Origin of the sequence: Burkholderia sp. 4M9327F10, from assembly GCF_005503145.1 — a bacterium.
Taxonomy (GTDB): Bacteria; Pseudomonadota; Gammaproteobacteria; order Burkholderiales; family Burkholderiaceae; genus Paraburkholderia.
On record NZ_SCNV01000058.1, the window covers coordinates 1 to 24,018 of the forward strand.

Annotated in this window: 16 protein-coding genes; 8 read left to right on the forward strand and 8 right to left on the reverse strand. The window is 62.9% G+C overall.

The features are described 5' to 3' along the window. The coding region (locus tag FFS45_RS33515; RefSeq protein WP_137958930.1) for an AAA-associated domain-containing protein at nt 1-879 on the forward strand (879 nt) is incomplete at its 5' end. 26 nt (nt 880-905) lie between these two features. Here the strand turns inward: FFS45_RS33515 and FFS45_RS33520 are convergent. Next, nucleotides 906-1,628 (reverse strand): aspartate/glutamate racemase family protein, encoded by a 723-nt coding sequence (locus FFS45_RS33520; protein WP_137958931.1) that lies wholly within the window; start codon nt 1,626-1,628, stop codon nt 906-908. 143 nt (nt 1,629-1,771) lie between these two features. Continuing rightward, on the reverse strand, nt 1,772-2,155 hold the full coding sequence (locus FFS45_RS33525; protein WP_137958932.1) for a hypothetical protein: 384 nt from the start codon (nt 2,153-2,155) through the stop codon (nt 1,772-1,774). Nucleotides 2,156-2,293: 138 nt separating this feature from the next. Between FFS45_RS33525 and dinB the strand changes: the two genes are divergently transcribed. After that, entirely contained in the window at nt 2,294-3,466 is a 1,173-nt protein-coding gene (gene dinB, locus FFS45_RS33530) for a DNA polymerase IV (protein ID WP_249363033.1), read from the forward strand. A 110-nt stretch (nt 3,467-3,576) separates the two neighbouring features. Further along, the gene (locus FFS45_RS33535; protein WP_137958933.1) at nt 3,577-4,866 is read left to right on the forward strand and encodes an amidohydrolase family protein; all 1,290 of its coding nucleotides are present in this window, start codon (nt 3,577-3,579) and stop codon (nt 4,864-4,866) included. Between the two features lie 208 nt (nt 4,867-5,074). On the opposite strand, the gene FFS45_RS33540 is transcribed toward FFS45_RS33535, so the two are convergent. Further along, nucleotides 5,075-7,174 carry a M3 family metallopeptidase gene (locus tag FFS45_RS33540; protein WP_137958934.1) on the reverse strand — a complete coding sequence of 700 codons (2,100 nt, stop codon included), beginning with the start codon at nt 7,172-7,174 and terminating at the stop codon, nt 5,075-5,077. 433 nt (nt 7,175-7,607) lie between these two features. Here FFS45_RS33540 and FFS45_RS33545 point away from each other — a divergent pair, with 433 nt between their 5' ends. Further along, nucleotides 7,608-8,708 carry an acyltransferase gene (locus FFS45_RS33545; protein ID WP_137958935.1) on the forward strand — a complete coding sequence of 367 codons (1,101 nt, stop codon included), beginning with the start codon at nt 7,608-7,610 and terminating at the stop codon, nt 8,706-8,708. On the opposite strand, the gene folD is transcribed toward FFS45_RS33545, so the two are convergent. The 3 genes from folD to fixL form a co-directional block, all read right to left on the reverse strand. Next, nucleotides 8,705-9,562 (reverse strand): bifunctional methylenetetrahydrofolate dehydrogenase/methenyltetrahydrofolate cyclohydrolase FolD, encoded by an 858-nt coding sequence (gene folD, locus FFS45_RS33550; protein WP_137958936.1) that lies wholly within the window; start codon nt 9,560-9,562, stop codon nt 8,705-8,707. The two genes, FFS45_RS33545 and folD, sit on opposite strands and share 4 nt — an antisense overlap. Before the next feature lie 384 nt (nt 9,563-9,946). After that, nucleotides 9,947-10,594 carry an oxygen response regulator transcription factor FixJ gene (gene fixJ, locus FFS45_RS33555; protein ID WP_137958937.1) on the reverse strand — a complete coding sequence of 216 codons (648 nt, stop codon included), beginning with the start codon at nt 10,592-10,594 and terminating at the stop codon, nt 9,947-9,949. Continuing rightward, on the reverse strand, nt 10,591-13,104 hold the full coding sequence (gene fixL, locus FFS45_RS33560) for an oxygen sensor histidine kinase FixL (protein WP_137958938.1): 2,514 nt from the start codon (nt 13,102-13,104) through the stop codon (nt 10,591-10,593). The genes fixJ and fixL overlap by 4 nt, the downstream gene beginning before the upstream one ends. Before the next feature lie 273 nt (nt 13,105-13,377). On the opposite strand from fixL, the gene aceE reads away from it, so the two are divergent. From aceE to lpdA, 3 genes are all read left to right on the forward strand, one after another. Beyond that, nucleotides 13,378-16,074, forward strand: coding sequence for a pyruvate dehydrogenase (acetyl-transferring), homodimeric type (aceE, locus tag FFS45_RS33565; protein WP_137958939.1), 2,697 nt, complete (start codon nt 13,378-13,380; stop codon nt 16,072-16,074). An 86-nt stretch (nt 16,075-16,160) separates the two neighbouring features. Beyond that, nucleotides 16,161-17,840, forward strand: a complete 1,680-nt coding sequence (gene aceF / locus FFS45_RS33570) for a dihydrolipoyllysine-residue acetyltransferase (protein ID WP_137958940.1) — start codon at nt 16,161-16,163, stop codon at nt 17,838-17,840. A 274-nt stretch (nt 17,841-18,114) separates the two neighbouring features. Continuing rightward, complete coding sequence (gene lpdA / locus FFS45_RS33580) at nt 18,115-19,896, forward strand: dihydrolipoyl dehydrogenase (RefSeq protein WP_137958941.1); 1,782 nt, start codon at nt 18,115-18,117, stop codon at nt 19,894-19,896. Between the two features lie 528 nt (nt 19,897-20,424). Here lpdA and FFS45_RS33585 read toward each other — a convergent pair. Continuing rightward, the gene (locus FFS45_RS33585; RefSeq protein WP_137958942.1) at nt 20,425-20,997 is read right to left on the reverse strand and encodes a phasin family protein; all 573 of its coding nucleotides are present in this window, start codon (nt 20,995-20,997) and stop codon (nt 20,425-20,427) included. 828 nt (nt 20,998-21,825) lie between these two features. On the opposite strand from FFS45_RS33585, the gene pbpG reads away from it, so the two are divergent. Beyond that, nucleotides 21,826-23,001, forward strand: coding sequence for a D-alanyl-D-alanine endopeptidase (gene pbpG / locus FFS45_RS33590; protein WP_137958943.1), 1,176 nt, complete (start codon nt 21,826-21,828; stop codon nt 22,999-23,001). A gap of 170 nt (nt 23,002-23,171) precedes the next feature. On the opposite strand, the gene FFS45_RS33595 is transcribed toward pbpG, so the two are convergent. Continuing rightward, nucleotides 23,172-23,978, reverse strand: coding sequence for an IclR family transcriptional regulator (locus FFS45_RS33595; RefSeq protein ID WP_137958944.1), 807 nt, complete (start codon nt 23,976-23,978; stop codon nt 23,172-23,174). Nucleotides 23,979-24,018: the final 40 nt, after the last annotated feature.

The window sequence follows — 24,018 nt, forward strand, 5'->3', positions numbered from 1 at the left end:
GAGCTCTCGGGCGGCATGCGTCAGCGCGTGGGCTTTGCCCGTGCGCTGGTGGTCGACCCGACCCTGCTGCTGATGGACGAGCCGTTCTCCGCGCTCGACGTGCTGACCGCCGAGACGCTGCGTACCGACCTGCTGGACCTGTGGACCCAGGGTCGCATGCCGATCAAGTCGGTGCTGATCGTCACACACAACATCGAGGAAGCGGTGTTCATGTGCGACCGCATCCTCGTGCTGTCGTCGAACCCGGGCCGCGTGATCGCCGAGATCAAGGTGCCGTTCCAGCATCCGCGCAATCGCCTGGACCCGGCGTTCCGCGCGCTGGTCGACGAGATCTACGCGAAGATGACCTCGCGCCACCACGACGAATCGACCAAAAAGGGCCTGGAGCTGGGAAGCTGGCTGCCGCATGTGTCGACCAACCTGATGGCCGGTCTGATCGAAATGCTGGCTGCGGCGCCTTATAACGGCCGCGCCGACATGCCGGAAATTGCCCGCTCGCTGCATCTGGAGGTGGACGATCTGTTCCCGGTTGCCGAAGTGCTGCAGTACCTGGGCTTCGCCGATGTGCGTGAAGGCGACATTCTGCTGACGCCGCCGGCGCGTGTGTTTGCCGAACTCGGCACGCAGGAACGCAAGATGATGTTCGCCGAGCATCTGCTGCGTCATGTGCCGCTCGCAGCGCGGATCAAGAAGGTGCTCAACGAGCGCCCGGGGCATCGTGCGCCGCGTGTGCGTTTCGAGCAGGAACTGGAGGACTTCCTGACCGACAGCGCTGCCGAAGACACGCTCGACGCTGTGATCAACTGGGGCCGTTATGGCGAGATCTTCTCGTACAACGACCAGACGGAAATTTTCAGTCTGGAAGACGTGGAGGCCTGAGCGCGGGTGGTCAGGGGGCGGCGGGATTAATGTGCCGCCGCCGTACCTTGACGATCCGCCTCGATCGCCCAGTCCACCGCGGCCTGCGCATGCAGCGCGGTGGTGTCGAACACCGGCAAGGCAGCATGCTCCGGCTTGATGAGGAGCGTGATCTCTGTGCAGCCGAGAATCACCGCCTGCGCCCCGCGCGCAGCGAGGTCCGCGATCACGCGTTGATAGACGCGCCGTGATTCCTCGTGGACCACGCCATGGCACAGCTCGTCGTAGATGATGCGATGCACGTTGGCGCGATCGGCTTCGTTCGGCGTTAGCGTCTCGAGCCCGTAGCGCTCGTGCAGGCGCCCCGTGTAAAACGTCTGCTCCATCGTGTAGCGCGTGCCCAGCAGGCCGACGCGCTCGATACCCGCTGCGCGCAAGGCGCTGCCGGTCGGATTGGCGATGTGCAGGAACGGCACCGAGATGGTCTGCTCGATCGATTCGTGCACCCGATGCATCGTGTTGGTGGCGAGGATCACGAGGTCCGCGCCGCCGCGTTCGAGTTGCAGTGCCGCCGCGGCCATTTGCGTGCCCAGTGCAGTCCAGTCGCCGGCGCGCTGGTGTGCTTCCACCTCGGCGAAATCTACCGTCAACAGCAGGCTGCGCGCGTTGTGATGGCCGCCCAGGCGAGCCTTTGCATGGCGGTTGAGCAGCCGGTAGTACTCGGCTGAAGACTCCCAGCTCATGCCGCCGATGATGCCGATTGTTTTCATAACCCTGTCCCTGTCCTTCTGTCTCTACCCGGTCGGTGCGGAGGCGTGAGCGTCGAGTATAGGCCGGGCAGGGCGGCGGGCAGCGGTACGGATCGGCGCGATTGCGCCGGTACGGTACCGGCGGGGACGGCGGGTTTGTGTTGCTATGCCGTCGGCAGCCTGGATTTTCCGCCCCGCTTGCGCGGCTTGGGCTCGACGCCCACGCGCGGATCGCGTGCGAGCACGAGCGCCGTGATTCGTTCCGCGACAGTTTCGAATGCCGGATCGTCTTGTGGGACATATAGCCATTTACCGAGCACCGGATGAGGCCGCAAGGCGGGCATTTCATCGGTGAGCGCGGTGTGGCGCTCTTGTGAGGTGCAGACCAGCAAGCCATTCCACGGCGGGTCGCGGTCCGAGGCGACCAGACACAGCAGACCGTCGATATAGGCGGCGTCTGAGCCGAACATCCGTTTGCTCAGATAGGTCGAATCGCGCTCGAGGGCTTCGAAAATCCAGACGAGCGAGTTGCGGATGGAGGAGGGCATGGGCGCGGGCGTTGCAGGACGGTTCGAGTGCTTCTTGATAATACTACTGTATTTTTGTACAGTATATCTATCTTGAATCCGCCCGATCCTCCTCTAGCCGCGTTCTTCTCGTCAGCCATGGGTTTCGCCAACCCCCGCATGGCGCCGAGGGCAGATCTGTCCCCTATGCCGTCAGTGATGCCCCCATCGTCCGCGCGCAAGATCATCCATTGCGACTGCGACTGTTTTTACGCGTCGGTCGAAATGCGCGACGACCCGTCGCTGCGCGGCCGGCCGCTGGCCGTGGGCGGGCGGCCCGATCATCGCGGCGTGGTGGCCACCTGCAACTACGAGGCGCGGCGCTTCGGCGTGCACTCGGCCATGTCGTCGGCGCTGGCCATGCGCAAGTGTCCCGACCTCCTGATCATGCCGCCGTCGATGGAGAAATACCGCGCCGCCTCGCGCCAGATCATGGCGATCTACCGCGATTACACCGCTGAGGTCGAACCGCTGTCGCTCGACGAAGCCTATCTCGACGTCACCCGCACCGAGCGCTGCAAAGGCAGCGCGACGCTGATGGCCAAGGAGATTCGCGAGCGCGTGCGCGAGACGGTCGGCGTGACGGTGTCGGCAGGAGTGGCGCCGAATAAGTTTGTCGCCAAGATTGCGTCCGACTGGAACAAGCCCGACGGTCTCCATGTAGTGCGGCCGCATGAGGTCAATGCGTTTGTGGCCGCTTTGCCGGTGCGCAAGATTTTCGGCGTGGGCAAGGTGACGGCGGCCAGGCTCGAAAAGCTTGGACTCACCACCTGCGGCCAGTTGCGCGACTGGTCGCTGGTCGATCTGCACCGTCATTTCGGTGTGTTCGGCAAGCGGCTCTATGAACTGTCGCGCGGTATCGACGAGCGGCCCGTACGCGCCGACCAGGAACGTAAATCGGTGAGTGTCGAGACCACGTATGTCACCGATCTGCGCACGCTTGAAGAATGCGCGGAGGAGTTGCGGCGGCTCGCCGAGCAACTGGACGTGCGCATTGCGCGCGCCGACGCCGCCGCGGCGGTGCGCAAGCTGTTCGTGAAGATCCGCTTCGCGGACTTTCAGCGCACCACGGTCGAGTGCGTTGGCGAGGTCCCCCATTTGCCGACGCTGCTGGCGCTGCTGGAGAAAGGCTTTGCGCGCCGCAACCAGCCGGTGCGGCTGCTGGGTGTGGGCGTGCGGCTCGAGGAGGAGCATCTGGTACAGAGCGGCCAGTTCACGCTGTTCGATGACGAGCCTGCGGATGAAGTGATCGAGGCGCCGTCGCCAGCGTCGCCGGACGATTCCGGCGCTTGATCCTTGAGCGGCCCGGCTATACCGCAGGCATTCATCTTCCCGCGGCGCAACGCGTGTGCCCAAACGCTTTATGACGCCGATAGAATCGAAGGCAGTCAAAGGAGCGAGACATGGACCTGATCATCCGCCGTGCCAGCCTGCCGCGTAGCGCGTCCCAGCATAAGGAGCCGGTCGATATCGGCATTGAAGCGGGGCGCATCATCGCTGTAGAGCCGCATCTGGCGGCGAGCGCGCCTGAAGAAATCGACGCCGCCGGCTCGCTCGTCACGCCGCCCTTCGTGGACCCGCACTTTCATATGGACGCGACGCTGTCGTACGGCCTGCCGCGCGTCAATGCATCGGGCACGCTGCTCGAAGGCATTGCGCTGTGGGGCGAACTGAAGCCGCAACTGACCCAGCAGGCCTTGATCGAGCGTGCGCTGCAATACTGCGACTGGGCGGTGGCGCGCGGCCTGCTGGCGATTCGCAGCCACGTCGACGTGTGCGATCCGCGTCTGCTGGCGGTGGAGGCTTTGCTTGAAGTAAAGCGCCGGGTGGCGCCGTATCTCGACCTGCAACTGGTGGCGTTTCCGCAAGACGGCGTGCTGCGCAGCGCCGGCGCATTCGACAACCTGAAGCGCGCGATCGCGCTCGGCGTCGACGTGGTGGGCGGCATTCCGCATTTCGAGCGGACCATGGCCGATGGCGCGGAATCGGTGCGCATCCTGTGCGAATACGCGGCGCAGCAGGGCTTGCGCGTGGATATGCATTGCGACGAATCGGACGACCCGCTTTCGCGTCACATCGAAACGCTGGCGGCGCAAACCCACCGGCTCGGTTTGCAGGGGCGCGTCACCGGTTCGCATCTGACCTCCATGCACTCGATGGACAACTACTACGTCAGCAAGCTGCTGCCGCTGATGCGCGAGGCGGGAGTGGCGGCGATTGCCAATCCGCTCATCAATATCACGCTGCAGGGCCGCAGCGACACGTATCCGAAGCGGCGCGGCATGACGCGCGTGCCGGAGATGATGGCAGCGGGCATCAACGTCGCATTCGGCCACGACTGCGTGATGGACCCGTGGTACAGCCTCGGCTCGGGCGACATGCTCGAAGTCGCCCATATGGGGCTGCACGTCGCGCAGATGACCGGCATTGACGCGATGCATGCATGCTTCGACGCGGTGACGGTGAATGCGGCGCGCATCCTCGGGCTTGAAGGGTATGGCATCGCGCCGGGATGCGAAGCGAATCTGGTGCTGCTCGATGCGCGCGACCCGGTCGAGGCGATTCGTTTGCGCGCAGCGCGGCTCGCGGTGGTGCGGCGTGGCAAGGTGGTGGCGCGCTCGCCGGCGGCGCGGGCAACGTTGTCGCTCGAAGGGCGTCCGCAGCAGATCGACTTCAAGCTGCAGCGAGGGTGAGCGAAGCAGGAGAAGAGGCAGTCGCGGCAGCGACTGCCCTGGCCGCCTGGCCGTATGGCCGCATTGGCGCAAGCAACCCCGGGAGCAAGCAACCCCGGGAGCAAGCAACCCCGGGAGCAAGCAACCCCGTCGGCAAAGGCCGACAAAAAACCGGTGCCTGCCTGAGCAATGCACCGGTTTTTTACCAGTTGCGCCGAAGGCGCGCGGCCTAATGCGCGGCCGGCGTCATGCCGTTATGACGCAGCAGCGCGTCGATATTCGGCTCACGGCCACGGAACGCCTTGAACGATTCCATCGCGGGCCGGCTGCCGCCCACCTCCAGAATCTCCTTGCGATAGCGCGTGCCGGTCGCCGCATCGAGCACGCTGCCGCTCGATGCCTGGGCCGCTTCTTCGAAGGCGGCATACGCGTCGGCCGACAGCACTTCCGCCCACTTGTAGCTGTAATAGCCCGCCGCATAACCGCCCGCGAAGATATGGCTGAACGTGTTCGGCCAGCGCGAGAAGGCCGCTTGCGGCACCACATGGAAACGCTCGTTGATCTCGCGGGCCAGATCGTTTGCGCCTTGCGGACCCGCTGCATCGAAGTCCGTATGCAGCTTCATGTCGAACATCGAGAATACGATCTGCCGCAGCGTGGCGAGACCGCTCTGGAAGTTCTTGGCGGCCAGCATCTTGTCGAACAGGTCGCGCGGCAGCGGCTTGGCGGTATCGACATGCGAAGTCATATCGCTCAGCACATCCCACTCCCAGCAGAAGTTCTCCATGAACTGCGACGGCAGTTCGACCGCATCCCATTCGACGCCGTTGATGCCCGACACCGCGAGTTCGTCGACACGCGTGAGCATGTGATGCAGCCCATGGCCGAACTCATGGAACAGCGTGATCACTTCGTCGTGCGTGAAGCAGGCCGGCTTGCCGCCGACCGGCGCCGAGAAGTTGCAGGTCAGATACGCGACCGGCGTCTGCACGCCGCCATGCGCATGCTTGTGACGAGCCCGCGCGTCGTCCATCCACGCACCGCCGCGCTTGCCTTCACGCGCATACAGGTCCACGTAGAACTGCGCGACCAGCGCGCCATCCTGATTCTCGATGCGGAAAAAGCGCACATCCGGATGCCACACGGTTGCTTCGTCGCGGCGAATCTTCACGCCGAACAGCGTTTCCGTGACCTTGAACAGGCCCTTGAAGACGGTGTCTTCCGGGAAGTATTGCTTGACTTCGTTTTCCGAGAACGAATAACGCTTCTGGCGCAGACGTTCCGCCGCGAAGGTCATGTCCCACGGCTGCAGCTCGCTCATGCCGAGTTCGGTGGCGGCGAATTCGCGCAGTTCCTTCCAGTCCTGTTCCGCATGCGGACGCGCGCGGGTCGCGAGGTCTTCGAGGAACGCCATGACCTGCGCGGGCGACTCGGCCATCTTCGGTGCGAGCGACACCTCCGCGAAGTTCCGATAGCCGATCATCTGCGCCTCTTCGGCGCGCAGCTTCAGTTGCTCGGCGATATTGGCGGTGTTGTCCCACTCGGCCTTGCCGCCGCCATAGGTGCCGCCCAGTTCCGAGGCGCGCGTGACGTAGGCGCGGTACATCGTTTCGCGCATGGCCCGGTTTTCTGCGTATTGCATGACGGGGAAGTACGACGGGAAATGCAGCGTGAATTTAAAGCCGCTCTTGCCGTCGCGCTCGGCCGCTTCCTGTGCGGCTTCGATCACGTCTTCGGGCAGGCCCGCCAGTTGCGCCTTGTCTTCGACGATATAGGCGTAGGCGTTGGTCGCGTCCAGCACGTGATCGGAAAACGCCTTCGACAGATTAGCCTGGCGTTCCTGCAATTCGGCGAAGTGCGGCTTCTGGTCTTCCGGCAACTCCGCGCCGGACAGGCGGAAATCGCGCAGCGCGTTATGCAGGATCTTCTTGCGTTCGCCGGTGAGCGAGCCGAAATCGCTGCTGGCGGCAAGCGCCTTGTACTTTTCGTAGAGCGCGAGGTTTTGCCCGACGCTCGTCCAGAATTCGGTCACGCGCGGCAGATTTTCGCCGTAGACGGCGCGCAGTTCAGGTGTGTCCGCCACTGCGTTCAGGTGGCCGATCACGCCCCAGGCCCGCGACAGCGGTTCGGTGACGCGTTCGACCGGTTCGACGACGTCGGCCCAGGAGGCAGGCGTAATCGGCTCGGCGGCGCGCTCCACGGCGGCGCTCGCGTTGGCCAGCAGGATGTCGAGCGCGGGGGTGACGTGTTCGGGCCGGATGTCGCCAAAGCGCGGCAGATCGGAGAAATCGAGGAGCGGGTTGTCGTGTGCCGGTTGAGTAGTGGACATAAGGCTTCCTGTCTGACGCGGGTGAATAGGCGTTAATCGGCGGGCGCGGCTCGTGGCGGCGCCCGATACCGACATTATTGGGGCAGAGGGCTGCGATTCCAATGTGGCTACGGCACAAATTATCAGAAGTTCGTCCTGTGCGTATTCCACCCCGATATTTGCGCCGCTTCGCCAGGCGCCGCCATGCCGCTGCTGCACGGGCTTGCGGCGGCGCTCAGCACGAGGCGTGGGGCCGCATGCGGCTCGATGCGAGGCGGGTAGGCGCGGTTTGTGCGAAAGCGAACGGTCAGGATTGTTGCCTTGCGGCATTGTGTGGCTTCGTCGTCGACTGCGTGAGAAGCCGCTGGCCGGCGGCGCCATCCACCGCAAAAAGTTGCATGAGACCGGAGCCGGCGCTCAAGCGCCAACTCCAGTCGGCACAAGAGAGTTTTCGATGAATCCGCTTTCGCAAGCGTTATCGCGCAACGGGAACAACTTCGACCTGGTGCGGCTGCTGGCAGCCATTGCCGTGGTCTACGGGCACTCCTACCTGCTGCAACTGCCGGATGGCAGCACCGACTGGGTTCAGAACGCGCTCGGATTCGACGGTTTCGGCGCCCTCGGCGTCTATGCGTTTTTCCTGATGAGCGGCATGCTGGTGAGCGCCAGTTTCGACCGCCAGCGCTCCGCGCCGCGCTTTGTTGCGCTGCGCATTGCGCGCATCTGGCCGGCAGTGGCCGGCGGCTCGCTGGTGACGATCTTCGTGATCGGGCCGCTCTTCACGACGCTGCCGCTGCGCGAGTATTTCGCCTCGGGTGTGACGTGGGCCAATCTCGACAATTTTTCGACCATCGTGCTCAAGTCTGGCTGGGTCGTGCCGGGCGTGTTCGAACACAACCGCTTCGTCAACGATGTGTGCGCGCCGCTGTGGACCTTGCCGCTGGAAGTGCGCTGCTATCTGATCGTGCTGCTGACGGGACTGGCAGGCCTGTTGTCGAGCCGCCGCGGCATGCTGTTTGCCGTCGCGCTGGGTGTCGCGGCCTTCGTGCTGCGCCTGCATCTGTCGCCGCATCTGCAAATCGCGTGGCGCGACTTTGCCGAAAAGCCGGGCGGCTATTCGTTCTGGCCGGAGCCGTTCTTTTTTATCGGCATGCTGCTGTATGGCTGGCGCGAGCGCATCGAGATTCATGGACTCGTGGCGTTCGGTCTCGTGATGGTGTTTCTGGTGTTTCGCGACACAGCCGGTGCGCAGCCGCTGTTCTATCTCGCCTTCGTGTACGGCGTGCTGTGGATCGGCACGACGCCGTGGCTGCGCCGTTTCGCGCCGCGCAACGATTACTCGTACGGCATCTATCTGTACGGCTTCATGATGCAGCAATGCGTGGCGAGTATCGCACCGCATCTGAACCATCAGACTGCGGTGCTGATCGCCGCGCCATTCATCCTGCTGTGCGCGGCGTTGTCGTGGCGGTTTGTGGAGCGGCCGGTGCTGGTATGGACGCGGCGCCGGATTGCTCGCGCGCCGCGTCCGGTTGGAGTGGCGGTGGCGCCTTAGGCGTTGCCGGCGGCGCGCTCAGCCGCTTCGATCGTGTTGACGAGCAGCATGGTGATCGTCATCGGGCCGACGCCGCCCGGCACCGGCGTAATGTAGCCGGCCACTTCCTTCACGCCCGCAAAATCGACGTCGCCGCACAGCTTGCCGGCTTCGTCGCGATTCATGCCCACATCGATCACGGCCGCGCCAGGCTTCACCATCTCCGCGGTCAGGATGTTGCGCAAGCCGGTGGCCGCCACCACCACGTCGGCGTGACGCGTATGCGCGGCCAGATCGCGGGTCTTGCTGTGGCAGATCGTGACGGTCGCGCCGGCTTCGAGCAGCAACAGCGCCATCGGCTTGCCGACGATATTCGAGCGGCCGATCACCACCGCGTTCGCGCCCTTCAGGTCGATGCCGTAGGCTTCGAACATCTTCATCACGCCATATGGCGTGCAGGGGCGGAACAGCGGCTTGCCGGTCATCAGCGCGCCGGCGTTGGCGACGTGAAAACCGTCCACATCTTTTTCCGGCGCGATGGCTTCGATCACCTTGTGGCTGTCGATATGCGCGGGCAGCGGCAATTGCACGAGGATGCCGTGGATCTTCGGATCGCTGTTCAGGGCGTCGATGCGCGCGAGCAGGTCGGCTTCCGACAGGCTGGCCGGATAGCGGTCATACGACGAGAACAGGCCGTTGTCTTCGCAGGCCTTGATCTTGTTGCGCACGTAGACTTCGCTGGCCGGGTTGTCGCCCACCAGCACGACGGCGAGGCCCGGCTGATGGCCACGGGCGGTGAGGGCGGCGGCGCGGGTCGCGACGTCGGCGCGCAAGGTCTTGGAGAGGGCGTTGCCGTCGATCAGTTTGGCTGTCATGGTCGGTCGAGATAGGACGTTCGGAATGCGGGGCGTGCGGCGCGCCTGACTGTGCAGAACCGGCTGAGTGGGCACATTCGGCGCGCGGGATAGGTTCGATGACGCTTTTCGCCATGAACCGGTCGGCTCGCGAAAAGCACGCGGCGCGGAAATGGCGCTGCTACGAAGTACAGCATTATACCGTCGCGGCCTGACGGTCTTTCAGCGGGAAGGCGGGGGGAATTTCCTGAGCGGTGCGGGCCACGCGAACGAGCGAGCCCGCGTGCGCGAGTGTTGCCGGAGTATCACCGGCATCTTGCTGAATGGTACGCAGCAACGAGTTGAGCCACGTACCGCACGCCGTACTCGGGCGTTTGCAAAGGCGCTGGCGGCGCCTGTTGCCTGTTACTGCGCCGGTTGCTGCGGCTTGTTCGACAGCGCCAGTCGCAGCAGATCCGCGACGGTGTTGACGTTGAGCTTTTCCATGATGTTGGCGCGGTGCGCCTCGACCGTCTTGATGCTGATGCCGAGATCGTCGGCGATCTGCTTGTTCAGGCGGCCGGCGATGATGCGCTCGAGCACCTGATGCTCACGCGCGGTCAGCTTGCCCAGACGCTCGGCCGCGGCGCGCTGTTGCTGCACGCTGGTGCTTTCGCTGCGCGCCTTGTCGAGCATGCGCTCGACCAGCTTGCGCAACTCGGCTTCGTCGAACGGCTTTTCGATGAAGTCCATCGCGCCTTTTTTCATCGTCGATACCGCCATCGGCACGTCGCCGTGGCCCGTCACGAAGATGATCGGCAGCGAGGCGTTGTCGGCGATCAGGCGTTCCTGCAACTCGAGACCGCTCATGCCGGACATCCGCACGTCGAGAATCAGACACGCGATCTGGCCCGGGTGCGTGTGCGGCTGCCAGGCGTCGATGAACTGCTCGGCGCTGGAGAAGCACTGCACGCGGTAGCCGTTCGCCTCCAGCAGCCAGCGCAGCGAATCTCGCACGGCCTCGTCGTCGTCGACGACAAAGACTGTTTCCTGTGTGGTGACTGGGCTGTTCATAGCTCTCCCGTAACGGTTTGTGGTGTCGGCGCCTCGGACCCGCCGTTGCTCGGGCCGTCAGGCTCCCCAATAGGCAGACTGCAATGGAACGTGGCGCCCGTGATGTGGCCGTCAGATTCGACGTTGTTCACCACCCACAGACGGCCGCGGTGCGATTCGATAATCGAACGGCAGATGTTCAGCCCCATGCCCATGCCGTCGGACTTGGTGCTGTAAAACGGTTCAAACAGACGCTCGGCCGTGGCCTCGTCGACACCGGGGCCCTGGTCGACCACGCTGATGCACACAAAGCCGCTGTCGAGCCGCACGACCACGCGGATCACCGGATCGACCGCATTGGGCCGTGCGTCGTGCATGGCCTCGGCTGCGTTTTTCAGCAGGTTCACCAGCACCTGCTCGATCAGCACCGGGTCCACATAGATCACCGGCAGCCGCGAGCGCAGATCCGTGACGATGCGAATGCGGCGCTTGCGCGCTTCAATTTCGGCAAGCCCGACCGCGTCCGCCACGATATCGGCGACCCGGGTGGCCTGGCGTTTCGGTTCGCTGCGCTTCACGAATTCACGGATCCGCTTGATGATCATGCCTGCCCGCACCGCCTGCTGCGCGGTCTTTTCGAGCACGGGCAGCAGATTGTCAGGCGTTGTTCGCCCAGATTTAACCAGTGCTACGGTTCCGGAGCAATAGTTATTGATGGCGGCGAGCGGCTGGTTCAGTTCATGAGCGAGCGACGAAGCCATTTCGCCCATGGTCATCAGGCGGCTGGTGAACTGCAGCTTCTCGTCCTGCTGGCGGGCGAGTTCCTGCGCCTGCTTGCGGGTGGTGATGTCGGTTGCGATCTGCATCTGCGCCAGATGGCCGTCCACCCACTGGATGTACTGGCGGCGCACTTCGAACCATTTCTGGATGCCCTGTACATAGACTTCCTGAGCGTCGGCCGTGCTTTCCGTCAGCGCGGCGGCGGGCAGGCCGGCATAGGCGTCGACCATGTCGATCGAGTCGGACGAGGCCTGGGCGCTGTCGAAGCCGCCGCCCGCGAGTTCCAGGTGGCCGTCGGGACGGATGCCGAACAGATGGCGGTAATAGCGGTTGGCAAACAGCAGCTCGGCTTCGTCGGCGGCCAGCACGGAGACCGCGGCATCGAGGCTTTCAAGCACGGTCGTGAAGCGCTCGTGCGCGGCGGCGAGTTCTTCGCGGGCGCGCTTGGGCTCGGTGATGTCGGTCATCGACGACATCCAGCCGGTCTGACGGCCCGAGCTGTCGATCAGCGGCGACACATAGAGCCGCGCGTGGAAGAGCGAGCCGTCTTTACGGCGCACCCGCAGCTCGAAGCCCGACGATGGCGCCTTGCCGCGCAGCGTCATGTCGAGCTGGCGCTGCATTTCGGGGTAGGCGTCGCGCGGCCAGTAGGGGAACGGCGCCTGCTTGCCGACGAGGTCGCTTTCGTCCCAGCCCGTCATGCGGCAGAAGGCGGGGTTCACGTGGGTGATGCGGCCATGCATGTCGAGCACGCGCATGCCGATCAGCACGGAGTTCTCCATGGCGCGGCGGAAGAACGCTTCGGCATACAGGGCCTGCTGCGCTTCGAAGCGCTGGCGGGTGTGCTTCCACAGGCTCCACAAGCTCCACAGCACAAAGCAGGACAGCCCCGCGACCAGCCACACGAGCGTGTTGTTCGTGAAGTTGGTCATCTGCGGGTACGCATAGACCCGCACCGAGACGCCCTGGCCCGGCGGGTCGAGCGGCAGGTCGTAGAACGCGTCGCGCGGCAGGCGCGGACGCGTCGAGGTGGTGGCGAGCTCGCGGTTGTTCAGGTCGATGATCGAAATCTTGTACTTCGCCGACAGCTCGGGCGGGATGTCGTGCTTCAGTACGCCTTCGATCGAGAACACCGCGGCGATCGAGCCGAGAAAGTCGCGGTCGCGGTACACCGGCGTCTGCAGCGTCAGATAGCCGTTGCCGAGGTCGTCATAGATAAGCGGCGAGTACACCTGGCGGCGCGAGGTGCGCGCGTCGTTGAAGGCGGCCTTTACGGCCTCGTCCATCTGTTCGTCGCTCGGCTTGGCGAGGCGCTGGCCGAACACCGGCAGCGCAGTATTGGGCCAGCGTGGCTGCTGGGCAGCCGTGTACCAGTTCATGTAGAGGATTTCGGGATGCCCCTGCATGATGTCCGTGGTAGACACCTGGAACGAATGCGGATCGGCGTGGCCGGCGGCGAGGTCGCGCGCCAGCGCCTGAATCTGTTCCTGCGCGCCTGTCATGGACAGGCGGATCTGCTGCTGGGCCCACGCGACGTTACGGTAGAGCGTGTCTTCCTGTTGCTGCTGCTCGCGCCGGTTCAGGCTCCACAGGATCAGGCTCATGACGACCAGGAACACCAGGATCGACAGGAGCGGCGTCAGCAAATAGGAATTCGACCACCATGGTCCATGGTGCCAGCGGGACGGCGACGAGTCCGCCGGCGAACCGGACGGCCGCGCCGAGCGTGCGAAAAGCCGTTCGGTCAACATGGCTGGCATTGTAGCGCAGCGGCTCACTAGCAAATGGCGCAAAAAAGCGCGGAAAGTACCGCTAATCGGAGCAAACTAGCCGACGTATCCGCTGATGGGCAGTCAATTCAGGGTGCGCCGCAACAATTTTCCGCATTATGAGAAGTGATCTCGTAATTCGAAAATTTTGTTGCGCAGACCGCGAGCGCCTTATTACAATCGGCCGAAGCTGCCGCGGCCACACTCGTCCGCGTCGTCTGTTCGAAGAACGTTCCTTATCCCCAGGAGACGAGCATGTCCGCTGTACCCGATGAAGTCATGAAATATGTCGCCGCCGAAAAAGACGACGATCCCCAGGAAACCGGCGAGTGGCTCGAAGCGCTGGATGGCGTGATTTCTGCTGTGGGCCCCGATCGCGCCCACTACCTGATCGAAAAGCAAATCGAATTTGCCCGCGTGCACGGCGAACACCTGCCGTTCTCCGCCAACACCCCCTACATCAATACGATTCCCGTGTCGCGTCAGGCGCCGATCCCCGGCGACCAGGACATCGAACACCGCATCCGCTCGTACACGCGCTGGAACGCCATCGCCATGGTGCTGCGCGCGGGCAAGGACACCAACGTCGGCGGCCACATCGCCTCGTTCGCGTCGGCCGCCACGCTGTATGACGTCGGCTACAACCACTTCTGGCACGCCGCCTCGGACAAGCACGGCGGCGACCTCGTGTTCGTGCAGGGCCACTCGTCGCCGGGTGTCTACTCGCGCGCGTTCCTGCTCGGCCGTCTCTCCGAGAACCAGCTCGACAACTTCCGTCAGGAAGTGGGCGGCGAGGGCATCTCCTCGTATCCGCACCCGTGGCTGATGCCGGACTTCTGGCAATTCCCGACCGTCTCGATGGGCCTCGGCCCGATCATGGCGATCTATCAGGCGCGCTTCATGAAGTACCTGCAGGCGCGCGGCATCACCAAGACCGAAGGCCGCAAGGTCTGGGCCTTCCTCGGCGACGGCGAAACGGACGAGCCGGAATCGCTCGGCGCGATCGGCATGGCCGGCCGCGAACGTCTCGACAACCTGGTGTTCGTGATCAACTGTAACCTGCAGCGCCTCGACGGTCCGGTGCGCGGTAACGGCAAGATCATCCAGGAACTCGAAAGCGAATTCCGCGGCGCCGGCTGGAACGTCATCAAGGTGATCTGGGGCAGCCGCTGGGATGCGCTGTTCCAGCGCGACAAGTCGGGCGCGCTGATGCGCCGGATGATGGAAGTCGTGGACGGCGAATATCAGACCTACAAGTCGGAGTCGGGCGCGTACGTTCGCGAGCACTTCTTCAATACGCCGGAGCTGAAGGCGCTGGTCGCCGACTGGTCCGACGAAGACGTGTGGAACCTGAATCGCGGCGGCCACGATCCGCACAAGATCTACGCGGCGTTCACGGAAGCCACCAACGCCAAGGGCCAGCCGACCGTCATCCTCGCGAAGACGATCAAGGGCTACGGCATGGGCGAAGCTGGCCAGGCGATGAACATCACCCACCAGCAGAAGAAGCTGCACGTCGATCAGCTGAAGAAATTCCGCGACCAGTTCCGTCTGCCGATCTCCGACGAAGACCTCGTCAATGTGCCGTACCTCAAGTTCGAAGAAGGTTCGAAGGAACTCGAGTACATGCGCGCCCGCCGTCAGGACCTGGGCGGTTATCTGCCGGCGCGTCGCCAGAAGGCCGAGTCGCTGCCGGTGCCGGCTCTCGACGTGTTCGAACCGTTGCTCAAGGGTACGGGCGAAGGCCGCGAGATTTCCACGACGATGGCGTTCGTGCGGATTCTCAACATCCTGCTGAAGGACAAGGCGCTCGGCAAGCGCGTCGTGCCGATCGTGCCGGACGAGTCGCGTACCTTCGGTATGGAAGGTCTGTTCCGCCAGATCGGTATCTGGAATCAGGACGGCCAGAAGTACGTGCCGGAAGACTCCGACCAGCTGATGTTCTACCGTGAGTCGGAAACCGGCCAGATCCTACAGGAAGGCATCAACGAAGCCGGCGGTATGTCGGACTGGATCGCTGCCGCGACGTCGTACTCGACGCACGGCGAGATCATGATCCCGTTCTACATCTTCTATTCGATGTTCGGCTTCCAGCGCATTGGCGATCTGGCCTGGGCCGCGGGCGACATGCGTTCGCGCGGCTTCCTGCTGGGCGGCACCGCGGGCCGCACGACGCTGAACGGCGAAGGCCTGCAGCACGAAGACGGCCACTCGCTGCTGTGGGCGGCTTCGGTGCCGAACTGCATCAGCTATGACCCGACGTTTGGTTACGAACTCGCCGTCATCATGCAGGACGGTCTGCGCCGCATGGTCGCGGAACAGGAAGACGTGTACTACTACATCACGGTGATGAACGAGAACTACGAGCACCCGGCGATTCCGCAGGGCGACAGCGTAGCGTCGGACATCATCAAGGGCATGTACGCGTTCAAAAAGGCCGACGCTGACGTGAAGGCGCCGCGCGTTCAACTGATGGGCGCGGGCACGATTTTCAATGAAGTGATCGCCGCCGCCGACCTGCTGAAGAACGACTGGGGTGTCGCTGCCGACCTCTGGAGCGTGCCGAGCTTCACCGAACTGGCCCGCGAAGGCCACGAAGTGCAACGCTGGAACCTGCTGCACCCGACCGAAGAGAAGAAGGTCTCGCACGTCGAGAAGCTGCTCAAGGACGCACAAGGCCCGGTCATCGCATCGACCGACTACGTGCGCGCCCTGACCGAGCAGATCCGCGCCTTCGTGCCGCAGAAGTTCGTCGTGCTGGGCACGGACGGCTACGGCCGTTCGGACACGCGTGAGAATCTGCGCCACTTCTTCGAAGTGGACCGCTACTGGGTCACGGTTGCCGCGTTGAATGCACTGGCAGATGAAGGCACGATCGAACGCAAGGTCGTCGCCGAGGCGCTCAAGAAGTACAACCTTGATCCCGCCAAACCCAACCCGATGACCGTCTAAGGCATCATTCCCCGTGTGCCACGGCGTGCGCGCCTGCTCCTGACAACCAGGAGCAGGTGGCGTGCGCGGCCCAGGAGACACCCACAATGAGTCAAGCGATCGAAGTCAAGGTGCCGGACATCGGCGATTACAAGGACATTCCTGTGATCGAGGTGCTGGTGAAGGCGGGTGATACCGTCGAGAAGGAGCAGTCCCTCGTCACGCTGGAATCGGACAAGGCGACCATGGACGTGCCGAGCTCAGCTGCCGGTACCGTCAAGGAAGTGAAGGTCAAGGTGGGCGACAACGTGTCGGAAGGCTCGCTGATCGTCGTGCTGGAAGGCGCCGAAGGCGGCGCGGCTGCGGCCAAGGCCAATGGCGCCGCGGCGGCTGCCGCTCCGGCTCCGGCACCGGCGCCTGCTGCTGCGCCCGCACCGGCGACGGCTGCTGCACCGGCGCCCGCGCCTGCTGCAAGCGGTGGCGGCGTGCAGGAAGTGAAAGTCCCGGATATCGGCGACTACAAGGACATTCCCGTGATCGAGATCGCGGTGAAGGTCGGCGACCGCGTCGAGAAGGAACAGTCGCTGGTCACGCTCGAGTCCGACAAGGCGACCATGGACGTGCCGAGCACGGCCGCCGGTGTCGTCAAGGAACTGAAGGTCAAGATTGGCGATACGGTGTCGGAAGGCTCCGTGATCGTCGTGATCGAAGCGGAAGGCGGTGCGGCGGCTCCCGCGCCCGCACCTGCGGCCAAGCCGGCAGCGGAAAAGCCGTCGGATGCGCCGGCTGTGCCGAGCCCGGCTCCGGCAGCGCCGTCCGCACTGGCTCAGGCGCCGCTGATTCCGGCCGGTGAGGGCGGTGAGCGCAAGGCGAGCCACGCGTCGCCATCCGTGCGCAAGTTCGCGCGCGAACTGGGCGTGGATGTTTCGCGCGTGCAGGGTACGGGTCCGAAGGGCCGCATTACCCAGGCCGACGTGACGGCGTTCATCAAGGGTGTGATGACGGGCCAGCGTGCGGCTCCGGTTGCGGCGCCTGCTGCTGCCGGTGGTGGCGAGCTGAACCTGCTGCCGTGGCCGAAGGTCGATTTCACCAAGTTCGGTCCGATCGATCCGAAGCCGCTGTCGCGCATCAAGAAGATTTCGGGTGCGAACCTGCACCGCAACTGGGTCATGATTCCGCACGTCACGAACAACGACGAAGCGGATATCACCGATCTCGAAGCGCTGCGCGTGCAACTGAACAAGGAACACGAAAAGGCCGGCGTGAAGTTCACGATGCTGGCGTTTGTGATCAAGGCGGTTGTTTCCGCCTTGAAGAAATTCCCGACGTTCAATGCCAGCCTCGATGGCGATAACCTCGTGTTCAAGCAGTATTACCACGTTGGGTTTGCCGCCGATACGCCGAATGGCCTGGTGGTGCCTGTGATTCGCGATGCGGACAAGAAGGGTCTTGTTGATATCGCCAGGGAGATGGCTGATCTGTCCAAGGCCGCTCGTGAGGGCAAGCTCAAGCCGGATCAGATGCAAGGTGGCTGCTTCTCGATTTCTTCTTTGGGTGGTATTGGCGGCACGCACTTTACGCCAATCATTAACGCGCCTGAAGTCGCTATTCTGGGGTTGTCGCGTAGCGCCATGAAGCCGGTTTGGGATGGGAAGCAGTTTGTGCCTCGTCTTACTATGCCGCTTTCGCTGTCGTATGACCATCGTGTCATCGATGGGGCTGAAGCTGCGCGCTTCAATGCGTATCTGGGTGCGATTCTTGCCGATTTCCGGCGTGTGATTCTTTGATCGAGTGACGTCGTCGTTGCGCCGGGGGACCTGGGTTTTTGGCTGTTATCCAGGTCTCTCGCTGAACTTGTTTTCATGTCGGTCTATTAGCGTTGCCCCTGTGCGGGGCGGCACCTACTTTTCTTTGTTTTCCAAAGAAAAGTAGGCAAAAGAAAGGCGCGTCCTTGGGCGGACTGCAAAGGATGTTTCTGTCCGGCGCGCTGCCAGCTTTTAGGCTGTTCTTGAGTTCTGTTTGCGCTTCCCTCGTCAACGATCAATAAGAGAAGGGGACACTATGAGTCTCGTCGAAGTGAAGGTGCCGGACATCGGTGATTTCAAGGATGTCGATGTCATCGAAGTCAATATCAAGCCGGGCGACGTCATCGAGAACGAACAAGCTCTCCTGACGCTCGAGTCGGATAAGGCTTCCATCGAAGTGCCCAGCGATACCGCCGGCACTGTCAAGGAAGTTCGCGTCAAAACCGGTGATAAGGTGTCCGAAGGCACGATCATCGCCATCGTCGAAGCGTCGGCTGCGGCTGCCGCGCCGGCTAAAGCAGCAGAACCCGCCAAGGCCGCTGCGCCCGCACAAGCCGCCCCCGCTCCCGCCGCCGCTCCGAAGCAACCGGCCGCGGCGCCTCAGGCAGGCAGTTTCTCCGGTCAGGCCGATATCGAGTGCGACATGCTCGTTCTCGGCTCGGGCCCCGGTGGCTATTCCGCTGCGTTCCGTTCTGCCGATCTCGGCATGAAGACCGTGCTCGTCGAGCGTTATTCGACGCTCGGCGGTGTGTGCCTGAATGTGGGTTGCATTCCGTCCAAGGCGCTGTTGCATACCGCGCTCGTGATCGATGAGGCCGAGGCGCTCGGTCATCACGGCATCACGTTCGGCAAGCCGCAGATCGATCTCGACAAGCTGCGTGACTTCAAGTCCAACGTCGTCAAGAAGCTCACCGGCGGTCTCGCCGGCATGGCCAAGGCGCGCAAGGTCGAAGTCGTCACCGGTACCGGGGCGTTCGTCGATCCGTATCACATGGAAGTCGAAACGGAAGCCGGCAAGAAGGTCGTCAAGTTCAAGCAGGCCATCATTGCGGCCGGCTCCGAAGCGGTCAAGCTGCCGTTCATTCCGCAAGATCCGCGCGTGGTCGATTCGACCGGTGCACTCGAGCTGCGCCAGATTCCCCAGCGCATGCTCGTGATCGGCGGCGGCATCATCGGTCTGGAAATGGCTACGGTGTACTCGACGCTCGGCGCGCAGATCGACGTCGTCGAAATGCTCGACGGTCTGATGGCCGGCGCGGATCGCGATCTCGTCAAGGTCTGGGAGAAGTACAACAGCAAGCGTTTCGCCAACGTCATGCTGAAGACCAAGACCACTGCCGCTGAAGCGAAGGACGACGGCATCTACGTGTCGTTCGAAGGCGAGAAGGCGCCGGCTGGGCCGCAGCGCTATGACCTCGTGCTCGTCGCCGTGGGCCGTAGCCCGAACGGCAAGAAGATCGGTGCCGACAAGGCCGGCGTCGCCGTGACCGAGCGTGGCTTTATCGATGTCGACAAACAGATGCGCACCAATGTGCCGCATATCTTCGCAATCGGCGATATCGTCGGTCAGCCGATGCTCGCCCACAAGGCTGTGCATGAGGGCCATGTGGCGGCTGAGGCGGCGCACGGCGAGAAGGCGTACTTCGACGCGCTGCAGATCCCGTCGGTGGCCTACACCGATCCGGAAGTGGCCTGGGCCGGCAAGACCGAAGATCAGTGCAAGGCCGAAGGCATCAAGTACGGCAAGGCGGTGTTCCCGTGGGCTGCTTCGGGGCGCGCTATCGCCAACGGCCGCGACGAGGGCTTCACCAAGCTGATCTTCGACGAAGAAACGAATCGCGTGATCGGCGGCGGTATCGTCGGCCTGAATGCCGGCGACCTGATCAGCGAAGTCTGTCTCGCCGTCGAAATGGGCGCGGACGCTACCGATATCGGCAAGACCATCCACCCGCACCCGACGCTGGGTGAGTCGATCGGGATGGCCGCCGAGCTCTACGAAGGCGTCTGTACCGATCTGCCGCCGCAGAAAAAGAAGTAAGACGGAAAAGGGGCGCCTGCGCGTAGCCAGTGTGGGCGTCCTTTGCCAGTGCGAGGCTTCCGTTTGTGAAAGTCTGCTTGCCCGGTTAGCCGCAGAGCCTGGCTGGCTGCGAAACCAGCACAGGATTCGGTCGCAAAGGTAAAACAGCGGTAAAAGCAAAACAGCCGCAAAAGCAAAACGGCGCGCCCCGTAAAGGGCGCGCCGTTTTGTTTATGTGAGCGGGGCAGGGCACTCATCGCCCTTGCTGCTCACGCCTAAATCAAGCGTATCGTTTGCCCGCCTGGATATTGGGACAGTCAGACCGGGGTAAAAAAATCCCGGCGTCTGCCGGGCAAACGATACGCTGTTGAACGTATCGGAGCGTTGGGCCGCGCAGTGCATGTGTAGCACGCGAAGCTGCACGGCGCTGTTGCTGCGAGATGCGCCAGCGGGCGAACCCGCCGGCGCAAATTTCCAAACGGACTGAAACTTAAGCCGGAACCTAAGCCGGAACCTAAGCGGACTGCAACTAAGCAGACTGAACTAAGCTTAAACAGCCTTCTTGGCCGAGCGCGAAGCTTGAGCTGCAGCTTGCGAGGCGGCCTTCGACGCTGCCGTGGCGGCTGCGTTGAAGTTGCTTTCAGCGATTTCCACGGCTTGCTTGGTCGCCTTGTGAACCGTTTCGTACGTGGTGTTGGCGGCGGTGATAGCCGACTTCAGCACGGCGACAGCGGTTTCCGAACCGGCCGGGGCGTTCTTGGCAACGTTCTCGACCAGCGACTGCACCTTGCGGTTCTGTTCGTCGTATTGCGCTTCGGCAACACGGGCGAATTCGGCTTGCGTGGCGGACACGATTTCATACACGTGACGGCCATACGACAGCGCCTTTTCCGACAGCGGCTGCGTGAGGCCAGCCTGCAGCGCGAAAAATTCCTGGGCGTCCTTCACCGACAGCGCCCGTTGTGCATTTTCCTGGCTTTCCGCAAGCGTCGACTTCACGACTTGCAGGTTCAGCTCGACCAGCTTTTCAACGCCTTCGAATGCTTTGGTCGTCAGGCCGAACAGAGTTTCGAGGTTGGCTTTCTGGGCTGCGGCGATTTGCTCAGGGGTCAGCAGAGACATGTTTACGCTCCTGGATGAACGATCCGTCTGGTGCGGACCGAGTTGGGGTAATAGCAAAACTGGCAAAACAGTAACGACAAAAACGTGGCATCACACACCAAGCCGCGATGTATTGTGCATCGCAACAATGCACCTATTTTAGAATGATGGTGATGGATGTCAAGCTCTTTTTGTGCGTCGCACAATGTCGAGAATATCTCGATAAAACAATAGGTTATGAAGCGCATATGACATATGCGCGACAGAGGTTGAAATGACCGTTGCACAGTGCTGGTGCGCGTTAAAGCGGTAGTTTTTGCTGCTCTAATTGAGCGATTGACGTGATCCTGGGGGGCGGTTGCGGGACGAACAGGAAGAAAAATTTCGAAGCAAGACGCAGCAATACAACAATCGATGTAAACCGGAATCTGTCACGGAACGTTAATCGGGCATGTCGGTCGAATGCGCGATGGTTCAATCTGCAGCGGATGCTTAACTGTCCGCTTGTGGCGGCTTGTCTGCGTATCGACCGGTGCTGTGGAGAAAAGCCCGCTGGGCAACGATCAGCGGAGCTTTTGCAGCGCCGGGAACGACCGTATTTCCCCTGATCAAGGTTGTCTCTAAATTGCCGTTATGCTGATGGAATGGCCGGAGTCCGGCGCGTAACGGCCTCACCGAACGTCCGCGGACTGGATCGTTTTTTTCGATCGAGTCCGCGAAACTTATAGTCTTCTTGCAATCGGATCTTACAAGCCGGTTTAAGGAGCGACGATAAGTGCTTAATATTGCTAATTTTTCGTGGTTTTACTACACTTGCGTAAAACTTTCGCCGCCTCTGACAGAACACCAATGAAAACCGACATGTTTTCGTCGCTCAAAGTGATCCACGGCGTGGCCCTCAGCACCGCTGTGTCGGTGGCCGCCTCGGTGGCTATCGCGGCCGCGTTTGCTGCGCCTGCCGACGCTTTCGCCGCGGACGCTACAACCACCGCGCCGGCCAAAACCGCCAAGAAGACCGTCAAAACTGCGAAATCGGCAAAGAAGCCGGGTTCTGCCGTTGCTGCGAAGTCGTCCAAAGCCGCGAAGACCACGGCTGCTGCGAACGACGCGCCGCGCGCCGAAACCCGTAAGCGCCGCGTTTCGTACACGTTGAACGGTCGCCGCCATACGGTCGTGCGCAAGGTTGCGTTCGAGCCGCGTCAGCCTACGGTCGGCCAGGCGTTCGGCCTGCACGACACGCCGGATGCGCTTGCCTTGCGCTCGAGCGTCGCCTACGTGGTCGACCAGAACACCGGCGAGGCGCTGTTCGACAAGAACTCGCGCGCCGTGGTGCCGATCGCTTCGATCACCAAGCTGATGACGTCGATGGTGGTGCTGGACTCGAAGGCGCCGCTGACCGAGCAGATTGAAGTCACGGACGAAGACCGCGACTACATCAAGAACACCGGTTCGCGCCTGGCGGTCGGCTCGGTGCTCTCGCGTGAAGACATGCTGCATATCGCGCTGATGGCCTCGGAAAACCGCGCAGCCGCAGCGCTGTCGCGTTACTTCCCGGGTGGCCGTCCGGCCTTCATCGCGGCGATGAACGCCAAGGCCAAGCAACTCGGTATGACCGACACGCACTTCGAAAGCCCGTCGGGCCTGACGAGCGAGAACGTGTCGAGCGCGCGCGATCTGGTGAAGATGGTCAACGCCGCGTATCAGTATCCGATGATCCGCGAGTTCTCGACGGATCGTAGCTACGAGGTGTACACCGGCAAGCGTTCGATCGCCTATAACAGCACGAACGCGCTGGTGCGCAATCCGACCTGGGATATTGGCCTGCAGAAGACCGGCTTCATCAACGAGGCGGGTGAGTGCATGGTGATGCAAACCACCATTCACGGCCGCCCGATGATTGTGGTGCTGCTGGATTCGTCGGGCAAGTACACGCGCTTTGCCGACGCAACGCGTCTGCGCACGTGGCTCGACAACGGCGGCGATCAGCACATCACCAGTGCCGACGCCGGCGGTCCGGGCACCTGATACCAGGACGCCGGCAAGGCCGCTGCCTTGCGCCTCTGCTGCCTTGCCTGTCGAGGCGGCGCAAACAAAAGCCCCGCAATTGCGGGGCTTTTGTTTTGATGGGTGCTGCTGATTTAGGGCGCGCAAGCTGTGCGCCTCATCCCCGCCTCAGCCTAATCAACCGCGGCGACTCAGGCGTGCTGATGATGCGCATTGTTGGGCGGCGTCTGCGGCTGATAGCCGAGCGACGCGGAGATCACCAGCGCCGTCTTGCTCAACTGCCCGAGCCACGAGTCCTGCAGCCGGTCGGCCGGCGCCGATAGCGAGAGGCCGGCAACCAGCTTGCCGGTATCGTCATAGATGCCTGCCGCGATGCAGCGCACGCCGAGTTCCAGTTCTTCGTTATCGCGCGCGCAGGATTGCTGGCGCACATGTGACAGTTCGCGCTCGAGTTTGGCGAGATCGGTGATGCTGTTCTGGGTGTGCCCCGAGAGGCCCGTGCGGGTTGCGTAGGCGCGCACGCGGGTCGATTCGTCCGCAGCCAGGAACAGCTTGCCGACCGAGGTCAGATGCAACGGCGCCCGCCCGCCGATGGCCCGCACCACCTGCATGCCGGAGCGCTCGGAATAAGCGCGTTCGATATAGACGATTTCGTCGCCCTGACGCACCGACAGATTCACCGTCTGCCCGGTCAGCCGATGCAGTTCGCGCATCGGCGTGAGCGCGGCGTCGCGCACCGACAGGCGTGCCTTGACCAGATTCCCCAGTTCCAGCAGACGCATGCCGAGGCGATAAGTGCCGGGATCCGAACGGTCGACGAGACGGCACGTCACCATGTCGTTCAGGATGCGGTGCGCAGTGGAGGGGTGCAGCTCCGTGCGCAGCGCGAGTTCCTTCAGGCTGACCGGGTCGCTATGCGCAGCAAGGGCGTCCAGCAGGCGCATCATGCGCTCGATCACCTGGATCGAAGTCTTGGGATCCGGGTTCGTATCGCTCATGGGGAGAAATCGGTTGACGCGTCAATCAGCGGAGAATTGA

Coding starts and splice junctions, on each gene's coding strand:
- FFS45_RS33540 (WP_137958934.1), bottom strand. CDS start 7,174: ATGTCCACTACTCAACCGGCACACGACAACCCGCTCCTCGATTTCTCC.
- lpdA (WP_137958941.1), top strand. CDS start 18,115: ATGAGTCTCGTCGAAGTGAAGGTGCCGGACATCGGTGATTTCAAGGAT.
- FFS45_RS33595 (WP_137958944.1), bottom strand. CDS start 23,978: ATGAGCGATACGAACCCGGATCCCAAGACTTCGATCCAGGTGATCGAG.
- fixJ (WP_137958937.1), bottom strand. CDS start 10,594: ATGAACAGCCCAGTCACCACACAGGAAACAGTCTTTGTCGTCGACGAC.
- FFS45_RS33545 (WP_137958935.1), top strand. CDS start 7,608: ATGAATCCGCTTTCGCAAGCGTTATCGCGCAACGGGAACAACTTCGAC.
- FFS45_RS33535 (WP_137958933.1), top strand. CDS start 3,577: ATGGACCTGATCATCCGCCGTGCCAGCCTGCCGCGTAGCGCGTCCCAG.
- folD (WP_137958936.1), bottom strand. CDS start 9,562: ATGACAGCCAAACTGATCGACGGCAACGCCCTCTCCAAGACCTTGCGC.
- pbpG (WP_137958943.1), top strand. CDS start 21,826: ATGAAAACCGACATGTTTTCGTCGCTCAAAGTGATCCACGGCGTGGCC.
- fixL (WP_137958938.1), bottom strand. CDS start 13,104: ATGTTGACCGAACGGCTTTTCGCACGCTCGGCGCGGCCGTCCGGTTCG.
- dinB (WP_249363033.1), top strand. CDS start 2,294: ATGGCGCCGAGGGCAGATCTGTCCCCTATGCCGTCAGTGATGCCCCCA.
- FFS45_RS33585 (WP_137958942.1), bottom strand. CDS start 20,997: ATGTCTCTGCTGACCCCTGAGCAAATCGCCGCAGCCCAGAAAGCCAAC.
- FFS45_RS33525 (WP_137958932.1), bottom strand. CDS start 2,155: ATGCCCTCCTCCATCCGCAACTCGCTCGTCTGGATTTTCGAAGCCCTC.
- aceF (WP_137958940.1), top strand. CDS start 16,161: ATGAGTCAAGCGATCGAAGTCAAGGTGCCGGACATCGGCGATTACAAG.
- FFS45_RS33520 (WP_137958931.1), bottom strand. CDS start 1,628: ATGAAAACAATCGGCATCATCGGCGGCATGAGCTGGGAGTCTTCAGCC.
- aceE (WP_137958939.1), top strand. CDS start 13,378: ATGTCCGCTGTACCCGATGAAGTCATGAAATATGTCGCCGCCGAAAAA.